Source organism: Flavobacterium sp., assembly GCF_050696275.1.
Lineage (GTDB): Bacteria > Bacteroidota > Bacteroidia > Flavobacteriales > Flavobacteriaceae > Flavobacterium.
This window is the reverse complement of sequence record NZ_JBOGUT010000005.1, coordinates 23,495-44,800: the sequence shown is the minus strand read 5'-3', so window position 1 is coordinate 44,800 and position 21,306 is coordinate 23,495. Positions and strand designations below refer to the sequence as shown.

At 35.5% G+C, this 21,306-nt stretch carries 22 protein-coding genes; 8 read left to right on the top strand and 14 right to left on the bottom strand.

Going from position 1 to position 21,306, the window contains the following annotated elements:
- Positions 1–6: 6 nt before the first annotated feature.
- The 3 genes from fusA to rpsL are packed head-to-tail and all read right to left on the bottom strand — an operon-like array spanning position 7 to position 3,060.
- On the bottom strand, positions 7–2,163 hold the full coding sequence (fusA, locus tag ACRDEC_RS04270) for an elongation factor G (RefSeq protein ID WP_431497100.1): 2,157 nt from the start codon (positions 2,161–2,163) through the stop codon (positions 7–9).
- A gap of 10 nt (positions 2,164–2,173) precedes the next feature.
- Positions 2,174–2,650: a 30S ribosomal protein S7 gene (gene rpsG, locus ACRDEC_RS04265; RefSeq protein WP_431497099.1), complete on the bottom strand. Its 477-nt coding sequence runs from the start codon at positions 2,648–2,650 to the stop codon at positions 2,174–2,176.
- A gap of 26 nt (positions 2,651–2,676) precedes the next feature.
- Positions 2,677–3,060: a 30S ribosomal protein S12 gene (rpsL, locus tag ACRDEC_RS04260; protein ID WP_022828353.1), complete on the bottom strand. Its 384-nt coding sequence runs from the start codon at positions 3,058–3,060 to the stop codon at positions 2,677–2,679.
- A gap of 244 nt (positions 3,061–3,304) precedes the next feature.
- Between rpsL and ACRDEC_RS04255 the strand changes: the two genes are divergently transcribed.
- The 6 genes from ACRDEC_RS04255 to rlmB all read left to right on the top strand — a co-directional run bounded on the left by ACRDEC_RS04255 (position 3,305) and on the right by rlmB (position 11,626).
- Positions 3,305–4,891, top strand: a complete 1,587-nt coding sequence (locus ACRDEC_RS04255; RefSeq protein ID WP_431497098.1) for a hypothetical protein — start codon at positions 3,305–3,307, stop codon at positions 4,889–4,891.
- 82 nt (positions 4,892–4,973) lie between these two features.
- Positions 4,974–8,168 carry a SusC/RagA family TonB-linked outer membrane protein gene (locus tag ACRDEC_RS04250; protein WP_431497097.1) on the top strand — a complete coding sequence of 1,065 codons (3,195 nt, stop codon included), beginning with the start codon at positions 4,974–4,976 and terminating at the stop codon, positions 8,166–8,168.
- Between the two features lie 11 nt (positions 8,169–8,179).
- Positions 8,180–9,568, top strand: coding sequence for a SusD/RagB family nutrient-binding outer membrane lipoprotein (locus ACRDEC_RS04245; protein WP_431497096.1), 1,389 nt, complete (start codon positions 8,180–8,182; stop codon positions 9,566–9,568).
- 11 nt (positions 9,569–9,579) lie between these two features.
- A complete protein-coding gene (locus ACRDEC_RS04240; RefSeq protein WP_431497095.1) occupies positions 9,580–10,320 on the top strand; it encodes an immunoglobulin-like domain-containing protein in 741 nt (246 codons plus the stop codon).
- 11 nt (positions 10,321–10,331) lie between these two features.
- Positions 10,332–10,820: a lipid-binding protein gene (locus ACRDEC_RS04235; protein ID WP_431497094.1), complete on the top strand. Its 489-nt coding sequence runs from the start codon at positions 10,332–10,334 to the stop codon at positions 10,818–10,820.
- Positions 10,821–10,891: 71 nt separating this feature from the next.
- A complete protein-coding gene (rlmB, locus tag ACRDEC_RS04230) occupies positions 10,892–11,626 on the top strand; it encodes a 23S rRNA (guanosine(2251)-2'-O)-methyltransferase RlmB (protein ID WP_431497093.1) in 735 nt (244 codons plus the stop codon).
- 273 nt (positions 11,627–11,899) lie between these two features.
- Here the strand turns inward: rlmB and ACRDEC_RS04225 are convergent, their stop codons facing one another.
- Positions 11,900–12,700: a rhomboid family intramembrane serine protease gene (locus ACRDEC_RS04225; RefSeq protein WP_431497092.1), complete on the bottom strand. Its 801-nt coding sequence runs from the start codon at positions 12,698–12,700 to the stop codon at positions 11,900–11,902.
- Between the two features lie 181 nt (positions 12,701–12,881).
- Here ACRDEC_RS04225 and ACRDEC_RS04220 point away from each other — a divergent pair, with 181 nt between their 5' ends.
- Entirely contained in the window at positions 12,882–14,159 is a 1,278-nt protein-coding gene (locus tag ACRDEC_RS04220) for a replication-associated recombination protein A (protein ID WP_431497091.1), read from the top strand.
- 22 nt (positions 14,160–14,181) lie between these two features.
- Here ACRDEC_RS04220 and ACRDEC_RS04215 read toward each other — a convergent pair whose 3' ends face one another.
- Genes ACRDEC_RS04215 through radC form a run of 5 tightly spaced genes read right to left on the bottom strand, consistent with a single transcriptional unit; the run spans position 14,182 to position 17,287 of the window.
- Positions 14,182–14,880 (bottom strand): hypothetical protein, encoded by a 699-nt coding sequence (locus ACRDEC_RS04215; protein ID WP_431497090.1) that lies wholly within the window; start codon positions 14,878–14,880, stop codon positions 14,182–14,184.
- A gap of 1 nt (position 14,881) precedes the next feature.
- Positions 14,882–15,571: a YjjG family noncanonical pyrimidine nucleotidase gene (locus tag ACRDEC_RS04210; RefSeq protein ID WP_431497089.1), complete on the bottom strand. Its 690-nt coding sequence runs from the start codon at positions 15,569–15,571 to the stop codon at positions 14,882–14,884.
- Positions 15,572–15,578: 7 nt separating this feature from the next.
- Entirely contained in the window at positions 15,579–16,037 is a 459-nt protein-coding gene (locus ACRDEC_RS04205) for an RES family NAD+ phosphorylase (protein WP_431497088.1), read from the bottom strand.
- Positions 16,037–16,540 (bottom strand): type II RES/Xre toxin-antitoxin system antitoxin, encoded by a 504-nt coding sequence (gene parS / locus ACRDEC_RS04200; RefSeq protein ID WP_431497087.1) that lies wholly within the window; start codon positions 16,538–16,540, stop codon positions 16,037–16,039. Before parS ends, ACRDEC_RS04205 begins: the two co-directional genes overlap by 1 nt.
- A gap of 54 nt (positions 16,541–16,594) precedes the next feature.
- Positions 16,595–17,287, bottom strand: coding sequence for a RadC family protein (radC, locus tag ACRDEC_RS04195; RefSeq protein WP_431497086.1), 693 nt, complete (start codon positions 17,285–17,287; stop codon positions 16,595–16,597).
- Positions 17,288–17,338: 51 nt separating this feature from the next.
- On the opposite strand from radC, the gene ACRDEC_RS04190 reads away from it, so the two are divergent.
- Positions 17,339–17,956, top strand: coding sequence for a DUF1287 domain-containing protein (locus tag ACRDEC_RS04190; RefSeq protein ID WP_431497085.1), 618 nt, complete (start codon positions 17,339–17,341; stop codon positions 17,954–17,956).
- An 86-nt stretch (positions 17,957–18,042) separates the two neighbouring features.
- On the opposite strand, the gene ACRDEC_RS04185 is transcribed toward ACRDEC_RS04190, so the two are convergent.
- From ACRDEC_RS04185 to ACRDEC_RS04165, 5 genes are all read right to left on the bottom strand, one after another.
- Positions 18,043–18,240, bottom strand: coding sequence for a hypothetical protein (locus tag ACRDEC_RS04185; protein ID WP_431497084.1), 198 nt, complete (start codon positions 18,238–18,240; stop codon positions 18,043–18,045).
- A 77-nt stretch (positions 18,241–18,317) separates the two neighbouring features.
- Positions 18,318–18,917, bottom strand: a complete 600-nt coding sequence (locus ACRDEC_RS04180; protein ID WP_431497083.1) for a helix-turn-helix domain-containing protein — start codon at positions 18,915–18,917, stop codon at positions 18,318–18,320.
- Positions 18,910–19,131, bottom strand: coding sequence for a hypothetical protein (locus ACRDEC_RS04175; RefSeq protein ID WP_431497082.1), 222 nt, complete (start codon positions 19,129–19,131; stop codon positions 18,910–18,912). Before ACRDEC_RS04175 ends, ACRDEC_RS04180 begins: the two co-directional genes overlap by 8 nt.
- Before the next feature lie 45 nt (positions 19,132–19,176).
- On the bottom strand, positions 19,177–20,532 hold the full coding sequence (locus ACRDEC_RS04170; protein WP_431497081.1) for a UDP-N-acetylmuramate--L-alanine ligase: 1,356 nt from the start codon (positions 20,530–20,532) through the stop codon (positions 19,177–19,179).
- A 3-nt stretch (positions 20,533–20,535) separates the two neighbouring features.
- Entirely contained in the window at positions 20,536–21,222 is a 687-nt protein-coding gene (locus tag ACRDEC_RS04165) for a tetratricopeptide repeat protein (RefSeq protein ID WP_431497080.1), read from the bottom strand.
- Positions 21,223–21,306: the final 84 nt, after the last annotated feature.

Here is a 21,306-nt window from a genome sequence, read left to right as displayed (position 1 = left end):
TAAGAATTAAGCGTTTCCTTTTGCTTTTTTGATAACTGCTTCTGAAATATTTGCAGGCGTTTCTGCATAGTGAGAAAACTCCATTGTAGAAGTTGCTCTACCTGATGACAATGTTCTTAATGTAGTTACATAACCGAACATTTCAGATAAAGGCACATCTGCCTTGATCGTTTTAGCTCCATTTCTATCACCCATGTCATTTACCTGACCTCTACGACGGTTGATATCACCAACGATATCTCCCATGTTTTCTTCCGGCGTAATAACCTCCATTTTCATGATTGGCTCAAGAACAATAGCTCCAGCAGCTTTTGCTACTTCTTTGTAACCCATTCTAGCTGCTAATTCAAAAGAAAGAGCATCAGAATCCACAGGGTGGAAAGATCCATCTGTTAAAGTTACTTTCAAACTATCCACTTGATATCCAGCTAATGGACCAGTTTTCATAGCTTCTCTGAAACCTTTTTCTACTGAAGGAATATATTCTTTAGGAACGTTTCCACCTTTTACAGCGTTAATGAATTGCAATCCTTTTGGAACTTTTCCGTCAACTTCATCTGCAGGCTCTAATGTAAATACGATATCACCGAATTTACCACGACCTCCAGATTGTTTTTTATAAGTTTCTCTATGTGTAGCAGATTTTGTAAATGCTTCTTTGTACTCAACTTGAGGCTCACCTTGGTTCACTTCAACTTTGAATTCACGCTTCATTCTATCTACCAAGATATCCAAGTGAAGCTCACCCATACCTGAGATAATAGTTTGACCTGAAGCCTCATCTGTTCTAACTGTAAACGTTGGATCTTCTTCCGCTAACTTAGCCAAAGCCATACCCATTTTATCTACGTCAGCCTTAGTTTTAGGCTCAATAGCAATACCAATTACCGGTGCCGGGAATTTCATTGACTCAAGAATAATTGGGTGTTTTTCATCACACAATGTATCTCCAGTTTTGATATCTTTAAATCCAACTGCCGCTCCAATATCTCCAGCTTCGATATACTCGATTGGATTTTGTTTGTTTGCGTGCATTTGATAGATACGAGAAATTCTTTCTTTGTTTCCAGAACGTGTATTCAAAACGTAAGAACCTGCGTCCAAACGACCTGAATAAGCACGGAAGAAAGCCAAACGACCTACGAATGGGTCAGTAGCAATCTTAAATGCAAGAGCAGCGAACGGCTCTTTTACATCTGGCTTACGTAAAATTTTAGTCTGATCTTCTTCTAATAATTCAGCATCATCAGGATGAATTCCTTCGATACCTTCTTTATCCATTGGAGATGGTAAATACTTACAAACAGCATCTAACATAAATTGAACTCCTTTGTTTTTGAAAGACGAACCAGCAATCATTGGAATAATTGCCATATCCATAGTAGCAGCTCTAAGCGCGTTGTTGATTTCTTCTTCAGTGATAGAATCTGGATTTTCCATATACTTATCAAGCAAGTTTTCATCGTAATCAGCAACTGCCTCAATAAGAATATCTCTGTACTCTTTCACTTCAGCAATCATATCCGCAGGGATAGGCACGATATCAAAAGTAGCTCCTTGTGTAGCATCATGCCAAACGATTGCTTGGTTTTTTACTAAATCCACAACTCCTTTAAAATCATTCTCTTCACCAATTGGCAAAGTGATTGCTACCGCATTAGATTTCAACATATCTCTTACTTGCTGACAAACTGCCAAAAAGTTCGATCCTTGTCTATCCATTTTGTTTACGAATCCCATACGAGGAACTCTATATTGATCAGCTAATCTCCAGTTAGTTTCTGACTGAGGCTCAACACCATCAACAGCACTAAATAAGAAAACCAAACCATCAAGTACACGTAACGAACGGTTTACCTCTACGGTAAAGTCAACGTGTCCAGGAGTATCAATAATATTAAAGTGGTAAGGTAATGATTCAGGTAAAAGTTTACCTTGTTCAGTTGGAAAATTCCACTCACAAGTTGTAGCAGCAGAAGTAATTGTAATCCCTCTTTCTTGCTCTTGCGCCATCCAGTCCATTGTTGCAGCACCATCATGCACTTCACCAATTTTATGTGATTTTCCAGTATAAAATAAGATACGCTCAGTTGTTGTTGTTTTACCAGCATCAATGTGCGCAGCAATACCTATATTTCTTGTGTATTTTAAATCTCTAGCCATTTCTTATGAATTAAAATCTAAAGTGAGAGAAAGCTTTATTAGCTTCTGCCATTTTGTGAGTATCCATTCTTTTCTTAACTGCTGCACCTTCTTCTTTAGCTGCTGCTAAAATTTCAGAAGCCAACTTAGCTGCCATTGATTTTTCATTTCTTCTTCTTGCATAAAGAATCATCCATTTCATCGCCATAGAAATTTTTCTGTCTGGACGAATTTGCATTGGAATCTGAAATGTAGCTCCACCAACTCTACGACTACGCACTTCTACGTGAGGCATAACGTTTGTTAAAGCATCTTTCCAAATTTCTAATGATGATTTTTCTGCATCTTGTTTCTTAGACTCTACGATGTCAATAGCATCATAAAATACTTTGAACGCTGTTGATTTTTTACCATCCCACATTAAGTTGTTTACAAAACGCGTTACCAATTGATCGTTAAACCTTGGATCCGGTAAAAGTGGTCTTTTCTTTGCCGCTCTTTTTCTCATGTCTTTTTCTTAAAAGTTTTTAAAAATTACTTTTTAGCCTCTTTAGGGCGTTTTGCTCCGTACTTAGATCTTCTTTGTGTTCTTCCTGCTACACCTGATGTATCAAGCGCACCACGCACAATGTGGTATCTTACTCCTGGCAAATCTTTTACCCTTCCACCTCTAACTAATACTATCGAGTGCTCTTGTAGATTGTGCCCTTCTCCAGGGATGTAGGCATTTACTTCGTTACCATTTGTCAAACGTACACGCGCAACTTTACGCATTGCAGAGTTTGGTTTTTTTGGCGTCGTTGTATAAACACGCGTACAAACCCCTCTTCTTTGAGGACAAGAATCCAGAGCAACCGATTTAGACTTCTTAGTCATTTGGGTTCTTCCTGTTCTTACTAATTGTTGAATTGTTGGCATAATTAAATACTAAAAATTACTTGTTTATAAAATTCCCGCTTTTTACGGGGTTGCAAATGTATGAAATATTTTTAACGAAACAAACCTTAATTCATTAATTTTCAAGGATATTATTATACATTTGATTTTTCACAAGAAACAAACCTTTTTTTCGTTTTCAATATTTAAAAAAATCAAGTTGAAATTTCTTTATTTAATCTTCATTTCCATTGTTTGTCAAAATATTTTGGCACAAAATTCGTATTTGCAAATAAAATCAAATAACGAAACGGAAAACAAAATCATAGATTCTTTAAACTATTCTAAAAAACACACCACCGCCAAATCACTTCTCGATGAAATTGATCTTTTTTCACAAAAGTTACTGACAAACGGATTTTTGGAATCAAAACACGAAAAAGCAGAAAAAATAAATGATTCAACTTTTTTATTTAAATACCATCTTGGAGCAAGAAACAAGTTCATCACTATATATATAGGTACAAATTCCGAATTGCTGAACTTAAAAAAAGACACCCTCAAATTACCTATTTCAAAGACAGAAAACTTCATGAATTCTACTTTAATGCAATTGGAAAAAAAAGGTTATTCATTAGCCAAATTGCAATTAATCAATTTCAAAAATACAAACGGGAATCTTTTTGCAGATTTAAATTTACAAGTTGAAAAAATCAGAACACTTGATGGCATTATTGTAAATGGATATCAGAAATTTCCAAAAAGCCACATCAAAAACATCCAGCGACTATACCGAAAAAGAATATTCAATCAGGAAAACTTAAAAAAGCTCCATGCTGATTTTGAAAAATTCAGATTTGTAAGCCAGCCAAAATATCCCGAAATTTTATTCAGCAAAGATTCCACCAAAGTGTATGTTTATCTTGAAAAAGCAAAACCCAACTCTTTTGATGGGTTTATTGGATTTACAAATGATGATGAGAAAAAAATTATTGTGAGCGGCTACCTTGACTTACAACTCCAAAACATTTTGAACGGAGGAGAGAAATTCAATTTATTTTGGAAAAGCGACGGAAAAAACCAAAAAACATTTAATGGCGCAATAGAAATTCCTTATTTATTCAAAAGCCCACTCGGACTAAAAGCCCAACTGAATATTTTCAAACAAGACAGCATCTTTCAAAACACACTAACAGGAATAGATTTGGGTTATTATTTCAACTACAACACAAAAGTTTATTTGGGATACCAAAGTACCGAATCCAGTGACATTCAAAACACCAACAACACCAGCATAAGTGATTTTGAAAATTCATTCATCACCACACATTTAGACTTTTCGGTTTTCAATCCGGATGATTTTTTATTTCCTGACAAAACCCTAATTTATTTCAAGATTGGAGTTGGAAATCGAAAATCCAAATTAAACAGCAACAATCAATTTTTCACAGCTTTAAACCTAAGTCACAACTTTTATCTGAATAAAAAAAACAGCATCAACTTAACAAGTAAGAATTATTATCTTAAAAGCGACTCCTACATCATAAACGAATTATATCGCTTTGGCGGAATCAACTCCATAAGAGGCTTTAGCGAAAACAGCCTGCAAGGCAATGTGTTTACATCACTATTAACTGAGTACAGATATGCCGCAGCACAAAACATGTATTTACACTCCATCATCGACTACGGCTACTATCAGGACAGAACTTCTAAAGTCACCAATAGCCTGATTGGACTTGGGTTCGGATTCGGAATAGTAACCAAAAATGGCCTTTTAAATTTAGTTTACGCAAATGGAAGCACAAAAAACCAACCCATAAAACTCTCAAATTCGATTTTACACATCAGCTTTAGAGCAAAATTTAACTAAAATTGAACATTTTTTTAATATTTAATTAGGAAAAAACACAAATAACTCTCATATTTGCCATAACTAAATTAAAATAAATTCTATGAAATTAAAGTTTAATCGATTTTTAGTGCTATTATTTGCATTAATATCACAATTGGCATTGGCGCAAGAGAAATATGCGTCTGGTGTAGTTACAGATGTAAGCGGTTTACCCTTACCTGGTGTTAACATTTTAGTTAAAGGAACCGCTAAAGGCACTCAAACTGACTTTGATGGTAAATTTAAAATCCAAGCTACTCAAGGCGAAACTCTTGTATTCAGCTTTATGGGAATGAAAACCAGAGAAATGGCAGCTGCTACAAACATGAATGTAAAATTGTCTGATGACGCTGTTGCTTTAGGCGAGGTTGTAGTTACAACTGCTTTAGGTATCAAAAAACAGAAAAAATCATTAGGTTATGCAACTTCAAATGTAAGCGGCAAAGACCTTACAGAAGTAGCAAACACAAACATTTTCGAATCTTTATCAGGTAAAGTTGCAGGGGTTGATATCACTGCTCCAGGACAACCGGGTGCTTCATCAAAAGTAATCATCCGTGGATTCAACTCTTTATCAGGAAGCAGCCCTTTATATGTTGTTGACGGTACACCAATTACGAATGCAAGTTCAAGTGGTGTTGGAAACACAAGAAGTTATGATGCAGGTAATGGTATCGGAGATATTGACCCGAACAATATTGAAAGCATGACTATTTTGAAAGGTGCTGCTGCGTCTGCATTATATGGTTCCAGAGCTGGAGCGGGTGTAATTATCATCACTACAAAATCAGGAAAAAACAAATCTAAGGTTGCTGTAGAATTAACGCACTCAACTGACTTTTCTCAAGTTGCTAGAGTGCCACATTTACAAAACCAATTTGGTCAAGGATGGTCAGGTTTATCATGGTCAAGCTGGGCTGGTGGTAACAATGGAAATACGGCAAGTAACGAAAATGGTTCTTGGGGACCTGCATTCAATGGCGAAATTCGTCCATGGGGTACTATCGTAAACAATGCACAACAAATCAAACCTTATGTTGCTCTTAAAGACAATGTTAAAGATTTCTTTGAACTTGGACACACTTACACAAACTCTGTAAGATTAAGTGGTGGTGGAGAAAATTCTAATTTCTCTTTAAGCTTTACTGACGTAAATTCAGATGGTATTATTCCAACTGATGCAGATTCATACAAAAGAAGAACTGTAAGTATTAATGGAGGTGTGACTGGAGAAAAATTAAGCTTCAGAGCTAATGCAAATTATGTTAAAAAAGACCAATACGCTGTAAACACAGGTCAAGGAGCTGATGCGGGAGAAGGTAATACTGCAACTCAGGAATTACTTCAAATCCCTAGAGATATTAGCGTAGTTGATTTAGAGGATATGAACAATCCTTTCAACACAAATAGCAACTATTTCTCTCCTTATACAAGTAATCCATACTGGTCTGTAAAAGAGAACAAAACAAACATTGAAGGAAACCGTTTATTTGGTAACATTAACCTAGGTTACAATTTCAATAAAAAATTCTCAGCAAACTTACAAACTGGTGGTGACTACCGTGTTGAAAAAGTTAAATCATATGGTGCTGTTATTAAATTTGACGCAGGATCAATACAGGACCTAGCTGGTGCAAACGCAGTAGTTGGAGGTGTTACTGAGCAAACAATTGAAAACATTGAATTTGATACAAATTTAAATTTCAATTACAACACTACGTTTAATGAAAACATCACATTTAACGCTTTAGTAGGTTTCAATAATAACCAAAGGTTAAACTCTACTTTATTTGCTTCTATTACGAATTTAGATATTCCTAATTTTTATGAGCTTTCTAACTCGTCAATTAAACCTGTAGTTGCTCAAGATAACAGAATCAGAAAGTCATATGCAGTGTATTCTTCACTTGAAACTTCTTACAAAAACAGACTTTTCTTAACACTTACTGGAAGAAATGACTGGACATCAACTTTACCTGAAGGAGCAAATTCTTACTTCTATCCTTCAGCGAGTGTGAGTGGTATTGTAATTGATAATAATTCTTACTTCTTAAAAATAAGAGGTGCTTTCGCTCAAATTGGTAATGACACACAAGCTTACCGTACAGAATCAGGACTTGTTCAAGGTAATGCTGGTCTTGGATTTGGTAACATAATCTTACCTGTTGGAGGTGTTAATGGTTATGAGTTTGCTGGAAATTTAGGTAATTTAAATTTAAAACCTGAAAGAACAACTGAGGTTGAATTCGGTTTCGAATCTAATTTATTCTCAAAAAGAGTTAACCTTGATGCTTCTTTTTACAATAAAAAAACTAAAGATTTATTGTTCCAAAGACCTTTACCAACATCAACAGGATTTTTATCTCAAACGGCAAATATTCTTGATGTAAGCAACCAAGGAGTTGAGTTAGTATTAAACGTTATCCCAGTAAAAACTACAAATTTCCAATGGGATTTTACAACTTCATTTACTAAAAATGAATCAAACGTAGATCATATCATCGGAGGAGTTAACAAAATTCAATTAGCTTCAAACTATGGAGTAAGTTTTAATGCAATTGTTGACCAGCCACTTGGTGTATTTAGCACTTTCGTACCTAAAACTAATGATCAAGGACAATACATTGTTGATGCTGCAACAGGTTACTACAAAGTTACTGATGACGAGCAAAATGTGGGTAATGCACAAAGAGACTTCGTAATGGGTTTCAAAAACAAATTAACATATAAAAATTTAGTTCTTTCTTTCGGAATTGACTGGAAACAAGGTGGCGAAATGTATTCTTATACTAAACGTTTATCTCACTTTACAGGAAATGGTATTGAAACTACATACAATGACAGAAATACTTTCATCATTCCTAACTCTGTTGTAGAAGTATTAGATGGTAGTGGTAACGTTATCGGTTATGATGAAAACACTACTGCAATAACTCTTGATAAAGTTGTTGATTACTGGAATCCAAGTAACAACCCTGGAATTGAGCAAGGTCATGTTATTGACAAAACTTTTGTTAGATTAAGAGATGCTTCATTAACATACAACTTCCCATCTAAATTAGTTGAAAAAATGGGTATGTCTAATATTTCTTTTAGTGTTTATGGAAAAAACTTAGCACTATGGACACCTGATGAAAATCCTTACATCGATCCTGAATTGTCAACATTTGGAGATGATTTAGCAAGTGAGCAAGGAGAATTTGGCGCGAATCCTTCACAAAGATCTTATGGCGCTAGCATCAAATTAACATTTTAAATAGATTAAATATGAAAAAATTAATAATAAGTTTATTGACTATTTCAGCTACATTTACAGCTTGTACTGATTTAGACATCAATAGAGACCCGGATTTATTAGATCCAAATAAAGCGCCACTTTCTGCTCAATTACCTGCAGGTATATCTGGTTTAGCCGGTGGTGAAGGTGCTTCTCTAGCAATTATCGGGGGTATGTGGTCTCAGTATTGGACACAAAGTAATGCTGCCAATCAATATAAAGATATTGACAACTACAGCATTGGTACTTCAGATTATAATTTCGCTTGGGATGCAATGTATGATGCATTAGGAGACATCCGAAATGTAAGAAGAAGAGCTGCTAACGAAGGAAACTGGAAATATTACTTAATCGCTACAACTATGGAGGCTCAGGCTTCTCAAATTTTGACAGATTACTATGGCAGTATCCCTTATAAAGAAGCTAATAATAAAGAAATTTTAGCTCCTGCATTCAACACTGGCGAGGAAGTTTACACTTACATGATTGAAGATTTGAACGATGCTTTATCTAAAGACCTTTCTCAATCTGTTGGAGAAATTCCTGGTGCTGATGATTTCATTTTTGGTGGTAATATGACAAATTGGACAAAATTTGCAAATACCATGAAGTTGAAAATCTACATGAGACAAACTAACAGTTCAAGAGCTGCTATAGCTAACGCTGGCATTACTCAAATGCTAGCTGATGGTGTTCAATTCCTGGATGTTGATGCAGCTATGACTCAATTTGCAGATGCAATCAACCAAAGTAACCCTCTTTTCGAGTACAACAACAGAAGATTAAATGTGGCTACTAACCTAAGAATGAGTAGAACTATGTTCACTCAATTAGATGACAATGCTGATGCAAGAAGAAGTAAATATTATTTAGCTGGAAATGCACTTGCTCAAGGTGATTATGCAAATCCAGTAGGAGCTGGAACAATTGCAGTTGTTGATTTACACGCTACAACTCCAGTACTTTTCATGAGCAAAGAAGAAAGTTTGTTCTTACAAGCTGAAGCTATGGAAAGATACAACGCAGGTGTTGGAGCTCAAGCAGCATATAACGCTGCTGTTACTGCAAACTTTGCAAGATATTCATTAAGTGCTGCTACATTATTAGCTGGCGCTTACGCCTATCCTGCAGCAGGAACTTTTGATCAAAAATTAGAGGCAATTATCACTCAAAAATGGATTGCAAGTTTCCCTGGTAATGGTTTTGAAGGGTTCTTTGAGCATAACAGAACGGGTTATCCAACATCTTTCACATATGCTGTAAACGGAACAACAGCTGGCCAATTCCCAAGAAGAATTGTATACCCGCTTTCTGAAAGAAACGCAAATCCAAATGCACCGACTTTACAACCTATCACTTCACCAGTTTGGTGGGATTAAACTTGAACATTATGAAAAAAATATTTTTAACATTAGTCATTGCAAGTGGTTTATTCTTAACCTCTTGTGATACAGAAACAGATAACGTATCAACTGTAACTAATTACCCTATCATTGAAGTTCTTGGTGCTGATCCAATTTTTGTTCCTCAAGGTGGTACATTTACTGATCCTGGAGTTATTGCAAAAGAAGGTACTGTAGTTATCCCAACAGTAACAACAATTACAGGTAATTTCAGACATGGATCAACTCTTGATACAAGTGTTACTGATGAATACACTATCACTTATACAGCTACAAACAAAGATGGCTTTAAAGCTAGTGCTTCACGTAAAGTAATTGTTTACAAAACAGGCGATTTAATAAACAGCATTGAAGGTGTTTATACTTGTACAATTAGCAGGAACGGAGCTACTCCAAGTGCTGCTTACATGAACATCAAATACCTTTATATCTGGAAAAACGCTAACGGAACTTATGAAATTTCTGATGCATTCGGCGGATGGTACCAATACGGAAGAGCACTTGGATTAGGCTATATTACACCTGGCGGAACTATCAATGCTGTTAATATTCCTGCTAATACATTTACATTCCCAGGAAATCCATTAACAAACACTGGATTTGGAGGTACAGCTAATATAACAGGATTAACTGTTACTCCAGCAACTAAGAAAGTAGTTATGACTACTTCATGGTTAGCTCCTACGGCTTACACTTTCGTTGCTACATTAACTCAAGTACCACTTTAATTAAAACAAAAATGAATATATTAAAAAATAACTTTCTAAAAATTGTTTTTGGATTAATTCTAATCACAAGTTTTTCATCATGCGATGAGGGTGGAGATCCAGACCCAGGAAAAACAAACACTGGACAATTTGCAGGAGATTGGTTTATCACAGTTAGTGAAGGTGGAGTTGACCAAGTAGAGCATGCATTGCATTCTACTTACAACACTTCAGCTAATGATAACACGATGTGGATTGATGACCATGGAAATGGTTGGGCAATTAAATGCAAAATCAACATGAACCAGGATGGTACATTCTCTGTTACTAACTCTGATAACATTGGTGATTCAGGAACAGTAAATGTTACTAATGGGAAAATCATTTCAGGAGGAGCAGTTTCAAAAGGAGGTCATACAGTTGACAAAATTACTTTTGATGCAGAATTCAGCTATGATCCAGGTAACATCATCCATTTTGATGGACACAAAAGAACTGGTTTCTTAGAAGATGAATATTAATCAATATATTTGATCAAATATCAAAAAACCATCGAACATTGTTCGGTGGTTTTTTTTTATATCTTTGCCGCATGGAAAAAGAAAACCAAATATTTGGAATAAGAGCTATTATCGAGGCTATTAATGCAAAAAAAGAAATCGATAAAGTATTTATTCAGAGTGATGCTCAAGGTGACTTGATGCAGGAGTTGATGAAAGCGATGAAAAAAAACAGCATCAATTTCTCCTACGTTCCAGTAGAAAAGCTAAACCGTTTAACTCCGAACAATCATCAGGGAGCAGTAGCCACCATTGCTCCTATTACGTTTCATAAACTTGAAACACTTGTTGACAGTATTGTTGAAAGTGGTAAAAAACCACTATTTCTGATTTTGGACCAGTTGTCTGATGCACGAAATTTCGGAGCTATAATCCGTACTGCTGAATGCACAGGTGTAGATGGTATCATTATCCAGAAGCAAGGTTCTGCACCAGTGAATGGAGATACGGTAAAAACTTCTGCCGGAGCAGTCTTTAATGTTCCTATTTGCAAAGTAGACCATATTAAAGATGCTATTTTTTATTTGCAGGGTTCCGGTATCAAAACCGTAGCCGCTACTGAAAAAACAGAAAATAATATTTATGATATTTCGCTAAACGAACCGATTGCCATTATTATGGGAAGCGAAGACCGTGGTGTGAATCCTTCAGTTCTAAAAATTGTAGATGAAAAAGCAAAACTTCCAATGTTTGGCACTATTGAATCATTGAATGTTTCCGTTGCTTGCGGAGCTTTCTTATATGAAACAGTAAGACAAAGAAGTTAGTCAGGCATTACTATAATAAAGTCAAAGGCTCAAAACTTTCGTTTTGGGCTTTCTTTTTTTTATTCCTATCCTGCCTCCTTTGAAATCCTTATTCATAAAAAGCGAAAAATTTCTCAAAAACTATAAAATAGTATTCGAAAACCGGTAACGAATGTTTTAAAACAGGAAATATAGGCTCAAAAACTGAAAAGAAAGTTTCTACAACAGAAATACAATCGTTTTCAAACAATTAAAAATTTAAAAATAATCAGTGAGGACTATAAAGCGGTTGCTCTACTCCTTTTTTTCGGCATTCAAATCATGGGATTTATTCGAGCTATTCTTATCTTCTACAGCTGGTGTAAACTCATAGAAAATAGGGTAATTTGAAGTAAAATAGTGATGACCCACTTCTTCGGGAACCTCTTTTGGTTTGGGTGCGAAATTGCCATTTTCATCAAAATGTTTCATAAACTCGTCTTGAGAAGGATCGAAATCAGGACGCTCCCAATCGTATTTTATAGGCTTTTGATATGTAGAAGTTTTCATAAAAAAAGAAAGCAGGAAGCCGGTAATAAACCCGGACAAATGTGCTTCCCAGGAAATTTCAGTTTCAGCACTAGGAAAAACGTACCAAATCATACCGCCATATAAAACCACTATAGTCAGAGAAAGTGAAACCAATCTGTAATAGTTGGTCTGAATACCTTTAAAGAAAATAAAACTAACCAAAACATAAATCAGTCCGCTGACGCCAATATGGTAGTTATCCCTCCCAATCAGCCAAGTCCCCAGACCAGAAAACAAGACACCGTAAATAAGCACTTCGAGAGACTGTTCGCGATAAAAATACCTGAGTGCTGCGACCAGCATAAAAAGCGGAATAGAATTGTTGTACAAGTGCGAAATATCACCATGCAAAAATGGACTGAAAATTACACCTCGCAATCCGGAAAAAGTCCGTGGGTAGATTCCGAACTCCGTCAGACTGATTTTAAACTGTGCTTCAAACCAAAATACAATCCACAAAGACAGGACGAAATACAACGGCCATGCAAGAACTGAAGGTGAAAACTTGAAATCTGTATCTCTCATATGGAAAAATTGTCAAAAACCTAACCAAATTAAATTTAATGAACTTTTGTCATACTTTGTCGTAAAAAACAAAATTCCCTAGCCCAGAACGAAACGGCATCCTTTTTATTTTTTCTTTAAAAATAAAAAGATATAGTGCAGTGCTGGAAAAGCTTCAAATAAAAAATATTATTTTTACAGCATGGAAGCACCTTTAGCTGAACGCATACGCCCGCAGAATTTACAGGAATACATCAGTCAGTCGCATTTGGTTGGAGAACAAGGCTCGTTGACCCATCAGATAGCGCGTGGTATCATTCCGTCGTTGATTTTATGGGGTCCGCCAGGTACCGGAAAAACGACTTTAGCGCAAATTATGGCACAGGAAAGCAAGCGGCCGTTTTATGTGCTTAGTGCTATTAATTCAGGCGTTAAGGACATTCGGGATGTAATTGATAAAGCGAAGCAAAGCGGTGGCCTTTTTACCGCTAAAAACCCCATTTTATTTATTGATGAGATTCATCGTTTCAGCAAATCACAACAGGACTCTTTGTTAGCTGCCGTAGAAAAAGGCTGGGTAACCTTGATTGGCGCTACCACCGAAAATCCAAGTTTTGAAGTAATTCCCGCTTTGTTGTCAAGATGTCAGGTGTATATTTTGAATCCGTTTACCAAAGAAGATCTGGAAGCTTTATTGCATCGCGCCATTGCAACCGACGAAGAACTGAAAACCAAAACCATAGTACTTAAGGAAACTGAAGCATTGCTTCGCCTTTCGGGTGGTGATGGCAGGAAATTGCTAAACATTTTTGAACTGGTAGTTAATGCTTCAGATAGTAATTCAATTGAGATTACAAATGAAAAAGTGATGCAGCTGGTTCAGAAAAACACTGTATTATATGATAAAACCGGAGAACAGCATTATGATATTGTTTCTGCATTTATCAAATCGATTCGTGGCAGTGATCCGAATGGTGCGGTATATTGGCTTGCCAGAATGATTGAAGGCGGAGAAGATGTGAAATTTATTGCCCGAAGAATGCTGATACTTGCTTCGGAAGATATTGGCAATGCTAATCCGACAGCCTTAATTATGGCAAACAATACCTTTCAGGCTGTTACTACGATAGGTTATCCTGAAAGCCGCATTATTTTGAGCCAGTGCGCGGTTTATTTGGCCACATCGGCTAAAAGCAATGCTAGTTATATGGCGATAAACAATGCGCAACAAATGGTAAAGCAAACCGGCGACTTACCGGTTCCGATACATTTGCGAAATGCTCCAACGAAACTTATGAAAGAGTTGGGTTATGGCGATGAGTACAAATATTCACATGATTTTGCGAATAATTTTGCTGCACAGGAATTTCTTCCTGACGCTATTTCCAACACCGTTTTTTACGATCCGGGAAACAATGCCAGAGAAAAAGAACTGCGTCAGTTTTTAAAGAACCGCTGGGAAGACAAATACGGTTATTAGTTTAGCCCTTGAAAGAGAATGATTAAAATTTCAGATTAACTTTTTCGGAAACCAGTGTGTCCTTTTCATAATATTCAAAAAACCATTCCTCCCCTTTTTTAAGCACAACACCGCTTTTATTTCCTGAAGTGGCAATGAATACGTCTGGGTTGGATGTTTTATGAAGTGACATTGGAATAGCAACTATTTTTTCCGCCACGACATTAGTATTGCCGTCCGGTTTGTTTTCAGGAGTATCCGTTTTGGTTGGCTGAATGTTTGTCACGGGTGCTTTTTCAACGAATTTTGATTTTCCTGTATAGGTATAATTTTGTTTATCAAAAGACTTCAATGCAATTCTAATCGCTTCATTATAAGCCAAAGCAAGCTCTTTTTTTCTACTGACTCCTTCTTCAGAGGTATACACTACCCTATTTGTACAGTCCTTGAGTATCACAGTAAGTTTGGTGGCAAAAAAGGTTTTATCTTCCAGGACATCTGCATATAATTTATTGCAGTTGTCTAACAAAAACGGGTCATTGATAATTTCGTTATTATAAACAACTCCAAAGCCTTTCTGTTCAAAATATACTTTTGTAATGGTATTCAATCCGTACTGATTTTTCTCTTTAAGAAAATCAAATTTTACAGGTAATTGAATGTATTTATATTCGTTGATTGGCGTTTGAGCCAACACAAAACCTGAAACAAGTAGAAATAGTAAAACTGCTGTTTTTTTCATTTTAAAAGATATTTTTTAATTCTGCTAATGTAGTTATTTGGTTAATGTTTTCGGCTACTTCGATTTGTTCTGAATTAAAAAAAATAGCTTCAATACCAAAATCCAAAGCACCATTTACATCGGCATCGAGACAATCACCAATCATGATGCTTTCGTTTTTATGTGCTTTAGCTTCTTTTAGAGCATGGTTGAAAATCCCGTGATTAGGCTTTTTAGCACCTGCCATTTCCGAATTGGTAATAGTTTTAAAAAAATGACTAATATTGGAGTTATTCAGTTTTTTGTACTGAACTTCTGCAAATCCGTTAGTAATGATATGCAGATCGTAATTTTGACTTAAATAATCCAAAACAACTATTGCATCATCAAACAAATGATTAAAATCCGGCAAATAGGCTATGTATTCATCTGAAATTTTATCAATTAATTCATCTGAAATTTCTTCATTCAATATGTCGAAGGTGTCTTTGAGTCTTTTATATCTCAATTCCTGATGTGTGATGCGATCCTTTTGGTACAATTTCCAACAAGCCTGATTGATTGGCACGTACACTTTTATAAATTCCCGAATATTAATCTGCGGAAAATAGGCACTCAAAATACGGTCAAATGCCAATTCTGAATTCCGGTCAAAATCCCATAGCGTGTGATCCAGATCGAAAAAAATATGTTTTATGTTGTTAAATTTCAATTCTTATTTATTTAAATATTCTCTTGTCAAACGGAAAATCAATCTGTTCGACAATTTTAATCATTTTAAAATCAGCATGGTATTGATTTATCAGGTAGTTAAAATCTCCTTTAACCACTGCTGAAGGCACTTTTAACACACAGGCTTCATTTCTTCTCACAAAATCATCACCTATTAATTGGGTGGAGAAGGTAAATGGAAAAACATTCCAGTTAATTTCGAGGTTTTCCATATCGACCATTTCCATTGAAACTGTATCGGGAATATCGATTTTAAGCATGACAAAATCCGACGGCAATGTTGCTAATGAAACATGAACAACCACTTCCGCCATAGCCAAAGCCCTGCTTTCCGCACAATAGACAATTTCTGTTCCTTTGGAGTTCCAGCGGGCACCAGCAATTGAAGCCCCTTTACCCGATAATTCTATCGCATATTTTTTACGCGCTAATCTGAAAGCATTCATTAAATAAAAATCCCCTGATCGATTTTATACAATTCATTCAAAACCATTTCCTTTCCATAGGAATCTCTGAGTAATTCGATAGGTTTCAGGCTTCCTAAAGCGAATGAAGGCATGTTTAACCAATTATAAAACTGTTCCTCCGAATCGAAAACATCAATTCCCAAGGCGGTGACCTCAGCAAGTTCCAATATTTTCTCTGAAGGAATCGGATCAAAATAAAAGTCTTTTCTGGATTTATTCCTATGCAGCGTTCTTGTGGAAACTCCTAAGAAATTAGCCCATTCGTCTTCTTTGAAAGGTGTTCTTTTCTTAATCAGATCATACAATTCATAAGGTAATCCTCTTCTTATGGAATGAACAATCAGCATTCGGTTAGATAAGAATTTTTTATATGTAATATCCTTATCTACCAGCTGATAATTGGCATCTTTTTCTACTTTAGAAACATAAAGCTTTACGGCTCTATCTATTTGAACATCTGAATTCGCAACTAACTTTGACATGACTTTGACATTTGTCAGTAATATTACGACAATTGTCTCAAAAAACCTAATTTTTTACAAGATTCCGTCATCAGCAAAACTCAGATAATTATTTTCCGTAATAATGACATGGTCGAGAATCGGAATATCCAATTGTTGACCCGCATGTTTCAGTTTTTGAGTAATCTGTTTATCAGCACTACTGGCTTCCAATTTCCCGGAAGGATGATTGTGCGTCAAAATTACAGATGTGGCATTATGCTCAAGGGCTATTTTAAAAACGATACGAACATCAACCAAAGTACCGGTGATTCCGCCCTTGCTGATTTGCGACCTGTAAATCACTTTGTTGGAATTATTAAGATACAGCACCCAGAATTCTTCGTGCGGCAATTCGCCTATAACGGGTTGCATAATCTCGAAAACGGCTTTACTGGAAATGATTTTACTGAGTTCCGTACGATCTTCTGCTCTTCGGCGAAGACCTAACTCGGCCGCGGCCGCAATGGTTACAGCTTTGGCTTCACCAATTCCTTTAAAAGTCATTAGCTGTTTGACCGATAATTTACCTAAAGCATTGAGGTTATTATTAACACTGGAGAGAATTCTTTTTGACAACTCAACAGCGCTTTCGTTCCGGCTTCCAGAACCGATGAGGATAGCGAGCAGTTCGGCATCACTTAAGACCTGCTTCCCTTTTATCATTAATTTTTCACGAGGCTTGTCGTCTTCCGCCCAATATTTTATTGGGAATGGTGTTTGTTCCATGGCGTATACAATTATAAAGTTTATTCTGGCGTTATACTAAAAACTAAAATAATGAAATCATTTTACTTTATCCTGCTTGCTGTTACTTTTTTCACTTGTAGCCAAAAAAACAATGAGACCGCTTATACCGAATCCGTTCCGCAGACTTTTCAGGACAAATTATCGGAAGCAGCGATATCATTAACTAAAGTTGATGTAACTTATGATCCTAGTTATACTGCAATCCCCTATCCGAATGGCGATGTTCCAAAAAATAAAGGTGTTTGTACCGATGTTGTAATTCGGGCTTATAGAAAGTTAGGGATTGATTTACAAAAGGAAGTTCACGAAGATATAAAAGCCCATTTTTCATTGTACCCTAATTTGGAAAAATGGGGATTAAAAAAACCGGATCCCAATATTGACCATAGAAGAGTTCCTAATCTGGAGGTGTTTTTTACTCGTAAAGGTGAAAAACTTGCAGTTTCTAAAATTGCCGATGCCTATAAAACGGGAGATCTCGTAACATGGATGATTAATGACAAGTTGCCGCATATCGGGATTATTACAAATAAAAAATCACCGGACGGAAAACGGCCGATGATTGTTCATAATGTGGGTGGCGGACAAGTTTTAGAAGATTGCTTGTTCGATTATGAAATTGTTGGGCACTTTAGTTATGGCAATTAGACCATTTTACTGTATCAATAATAACCCTTCAACAGCACATTACTCTTGAAGGGTTATTATTTTAAATTTTAACTTCCGATTTAATGCTATTTAGTTTTTCCTTTTTGATAATTTTTGATATTGTTATAAGCTTCAATTGCGTAAAAAACAATAACACTAGAAAAGCAAATTGCTCCTACTAATGCAGTCATTTTGTTTCCATTCAATACAGATCTATTGGCAAGTATAGATAAACCAAATCCTATCAAAATAATAAACGGTTTAATTTTTCTGAAAGTATTCATAATGTCTTTTTTTAGTGATTAATAATTAGGACAAAATTCAACTAAAAACACAGGAAGAAATTGTATAAAAAGGACAATTATTGAAAAACATAAGGATAGGCCTGCAATCCGTTTGCTTTTACTTTTTTAAAAAAATTCTTTGGATTAAAATTGGCAATTTTTTTAATTTCTTTATTGAAATGAGGAGAATCAAAATAATCATTCTCTAAGCAAAGCTCCGTTAAATTAAGCGAAGAATCATTAAAATGAGCAGCAACTGTATTTCGGAATTTTACTATTTTCTTATATTTTGACAAAGTACAACCTACATATTTTTGGAATTGTCGATTCAATGTTTTTTCAGTCATAAAAACTTCATCGGCAACTTCTTTAATTTTAATTATTGAATCGTTATTGATTATTTCAATTGCTTTCTCAATATTTGAAATAGATTGAAACGAGAATTTTTCAATTAAAAAATTTTCAATATAGGAAATACTTTCTTCATCATTTTTGGAAAATAATTTTTCCGAATCAAGCAATAAATCTTTTCCATCTAAAACCTGAATTAAATTTGATTCGACAATAGAAAAATAATTCTGAAAAAAATAATTCACTCCAGTTTCATTGAAATTTACACACATTTCCTCAACAAAATCTTGATAAGTAATCGTTAATGGCTGCAAGTATTTACCCAAAAACTATTCTTATATTATCAGTTTTACTTTTCGAAATAACCATTCCATCATCTTGTATCTCAATATTTACATTTTTCATAAAGCTGATTGTAATTCCTTTTTGAGGAAAAACATAATACTTTAATGATTCAGTCAGTTGAAATTTTTCAAGCATATCGTAATTCACAATATGCTTCTTTGTGATTTCTGATTTCGGATAAATTATTCTGTACATGACTTACTAGTTTAAACAAAAAGATAAAATTGAATTTTAAATTAATTAGGCAATCAATCCTTTTACTTCATCAAAATTCAATCCGCCGTAATTTCCGGAACTCATCAATAATAAAGCGGAGTTCTCTAAATTAAGGCTGAATAAGTAATTTTTAAAATCGGCAGGATTAGTATAAATAATCAAATCCTCGCGATTGAAGGCTTTAGCAATCTGCTCGTAAGTCACTTCTTCCAATTGTTTGATTTTTACAGCATCAGGCGAATAAAAAACTACCGCAACATCAGCATATTGTAAAGCACCTTCATATTCTTTTAGGAACTCGGCATTCAGACTGCTATAGGTATGCAACTCTAAACAGGCAACGACTTTTCGGTTTGGGTATTGCTCTTTGACCGCTTTTGTGGTAGCAGCCACTTTACTTGGCGAATGGGCAAAATCTTTGTACGCAACTTTTGTTTTACTTTCAGCTATTTTTTCCAAACGTTTTGATGCTCCTTTAAAGCTGGCTATCGCTTCGTAAAAATCAGCTTCATCAACTCCCATATTTTGGCAAATCCATTTGGCGCCTGCTAAATTATTTAAGTTATGTGCTCCAAAAACTTCAATAGGCATTGGTCCTTCCGGAGTTGCTAATAACGTTACACCATTATCAACGGTATATTCCGGTGTGTGGTACGGAATTCTTCGGATTGGATTGGATGAAGCTTCGGCAACGCGTTTTACTTCTGAATCATCTTCATTATATACCAAAATACCGCCATTGGTAATTTTTTGGATGAAAATCTCAAACTGTTCTACATAATTTTCATAGGTTGGAAACACATTGATGTGATCCCAGGCAATTCCTGAAATCAAAGCAATATTGGGTTGGTATAAATGAAATTTAGGGCGTCTGTCCATTGGAGAAGACAAATATTCATCACCTTCCAAAACAATGAAATCATTTTTTTCAGTCAGGTGCACCATGGTGTCAAAACCTTCTAATTGCGCTCCAACCATATAATCGACTTCAATATTATGGTAGTGCATCACGTGCAGAATCATGGAAGTGATGGTTGTTTTTCCGTGGGAACCGCCAATAACCACACGGGTCTTATTTTTAGATTGCTCGTATAAAAATTCAGGATACGAATAAATTTTCAATCCTAATTCCTGTGCTTTCAGCAATTCAGGATTGTCTGCTTTGGCATGCATTCCTAGAATGACAGCTTCGATATCGGATGTTATTTTTTCAGGAAACCAACCCAATTCTTCAGGCAATAATCCTTTCTTTTCCAATCGTGATTTTGATGGTTCAAAAATAGCATCATCACTTCCCGTAACCTTATACCCTTTTCCATGTAATGCTAATGCTAAATTGTGCATGGCAGCTCCGCCAATTGCTATAAAATGAGTCCTCATTCTCTATGTTTTTTTCTTTTGATACAAATCTAATATTTGTTTCGCTTTTTCAGGCGAATTCATTTTGTTTTTATACAAATCAGCTAATTTTTGATAGGTCGTTTTTGACTGACCGATTTCTATTGCTTTTATATACTGTTTTTCGGCTTCTTTGTACTTTTGGAAATATTCAAAAATATAACCTTTAGACAAATAGCCGTCAACCGGAGAAATTTTCAGTAATTCATTCGAATATTTTTTGGCCTTAGCTTCACTTCCGCCCACAATTCCAGGCAGTTCCAGATACAATATTACCAAAGCCCATCTGGCCTCTACGTGCTTCACATCGAGTTGGGCCGCAGTCAGGAAAGCAGTTTCAACATCATCAATCATACCTAATGCTTTAAACTTGCTGCTTTCTTTGGCTTTCATACCCAAAGCCCCTCCGAATTTATAGTAATAATTAGCATTCATCGGAAATTGCGCCTTCAGTTTTTTATAATACGAAATAGCATCGTCCCACTGCTTCTGATGCCCGGCAAGATCTCCCAAATATTCCATTGTTTTGGGATCATTGGGGTTTTGTTTCAGGTAACTTTCAAAAATTGGTTTGGCTGAAGTGTATTTTTCTTCCTCAAAAAGCTTCTTGGCTTTCTCGAAAGAGGTTTGCGACCAAATCATCATTGGCCACAATAAAAAAAAACACAACATTTGTTTCATTTTTCAAAAGTAAGGAAATACAGGAAGTATGTTTTATTTTTATGCGAAATTTAGTAATTTGTAAAATTTCCGCCC

What these genes read in the sequence shown, in the direction of transcription:
- fusA (WP_431497100.1), bottom strand. Translation starts at nt 2,163, where the DNA reads ATGGCTAGAGATTTAAAATACACAAGAAATATAGGTATTGCTGCGCAC.
- rpsG (WP_431497099.1), bottom strand. Translation starts at nt 2,650, where the DNA reads ATGAGAAAAAGAGCGGCAAAGAAAAGACCACTTTTACCGGATCCAAGG.
- rpsL (WP_022828353.1), bottom strand. Translation starts at nt 3,060, where the DNA reads ATGCCAACAATTCAACAATTAGTAAGAACAGGAAGAACCCAAATGACT.
- ACRDEC_RS04250 (WP_431497097.1), top strand. Translation starts at nt 4,974, where the DNA reads ATGAAATTAAAGTTTAATCGATTTTTAGTGCTATTATTTGCATTAATA.
- ACRDEC_RS04245 (WP_431497096.1), top strand. Translation starts at nt 8,180, where the DNA reads ATGAAAAAATTAATAATAAGTTTATTGACTATTTCAGCTACATTTACA.
- ACRDEC_RS04240 (WP_431497095.1), top strand. Translation starts at nt 9,580, where the DNA reads ATGAAAAAAATATTTTTAACATTAGTCATTGCAAGTGGTTTATTCTTA.
- ACRDEC_RS04235 (WP_431497094.1), top strand. Translation starts at nt 10,332, where the DNA reads ATGAATATATTAAAAAATAACTTTCTAAAAATTGTTTTTGGATTAATT.
- rlmB (WP_431497093.1), top strand. Translation starts at nt 10,892, where the DNA reads ATGGAAAAAGAAAACCAAATATTTGGAATAAGAGCTATTATCGAGGCT.
- ACRDEC_RS04225 (WP_431497092.1), bottom strand. Translation starts at nt 12,700, where the DNA reads ATGAGAGATACAGATTTCAAGTTTTCACCTTCAGTTCTTGCATGGCCG.
- ACRDEC_RS04220 (WP_431497091.1), top strand. Translation starts at nt 12,882, where the DNA reads ATGGAAGCACCTTTAGCTGAACGCATACGCCCGCAGAATTTACAGGAA.
- ACRDEC_RS04215 (WP_431497090.1), bottom strand. Translation starts at nt 14,880, where the DNA reads ATGAAAAAAACAGCAGTTTTACTATTTCTACTTGTTTCAGGTTTTGTG.
- ACRDEC_RS04205 (WP_431497088.1), bottom strand. Translation starts at nt 16,037, where the DNA reads ATGAATGCTTTCAGATTAGCGCGTAAAAAATATGCGATAGAATTATCG.
- parS (WP_431497087.1), bottom strand. Translation starts at nt 16,540, where the DNA reads ATGTCAAAGTTAGTTGCGAATTCAGATGTTCAAATAGATAGAGCCGTA.
- radC (WP_431497086.1), bottom strand. Translation starts at nt 17,287, where the DNA reads ATGGAACAAACACCATTCCCAATAAAATATTGGGCGGAAGACGACAAG.
- ACRDEC_RS04190 (WP_431497085.1), top strand. Translation starts at nt 17,339, where the DNA reads ATGAAATCATTTTACTTTATCCTGCTTGCTGTTACTTTTTTCACTTGT.
- ACRDEC_RS04185 (WP_431497084.1), bottom strand. Translation starts at nt 18,240, where the DNA reads ATGAATACTTTCAGAAAAATTAAACCGTTTATTATTTTGATAGGATTT.
- ACRDEC_RS04175 (WP_431497082.1), bottom strand. Translation starts at nt 19,131, where the DNA reads ATGTACAGAATAATTTATCCGAAATCAGAAATCACAAAGAAGCATATT.
- ACRDEC_RS04170 (WP_431497081.1), bottom strand. Translation starts at nt 20,532, where the DNA reads ATGAGGACTCATTTTATAGCAATTGGCGGAGCTGCCATGCACAATTTA.
- ACRDEC_RS04165 (WP_431497080.1), bottom strand. Translation starts at nt 21,222, where the DNA reads ATGTTGTGTTTTTTTTTATTGTGGCCAATGATGATTTGGTCGCAAACC.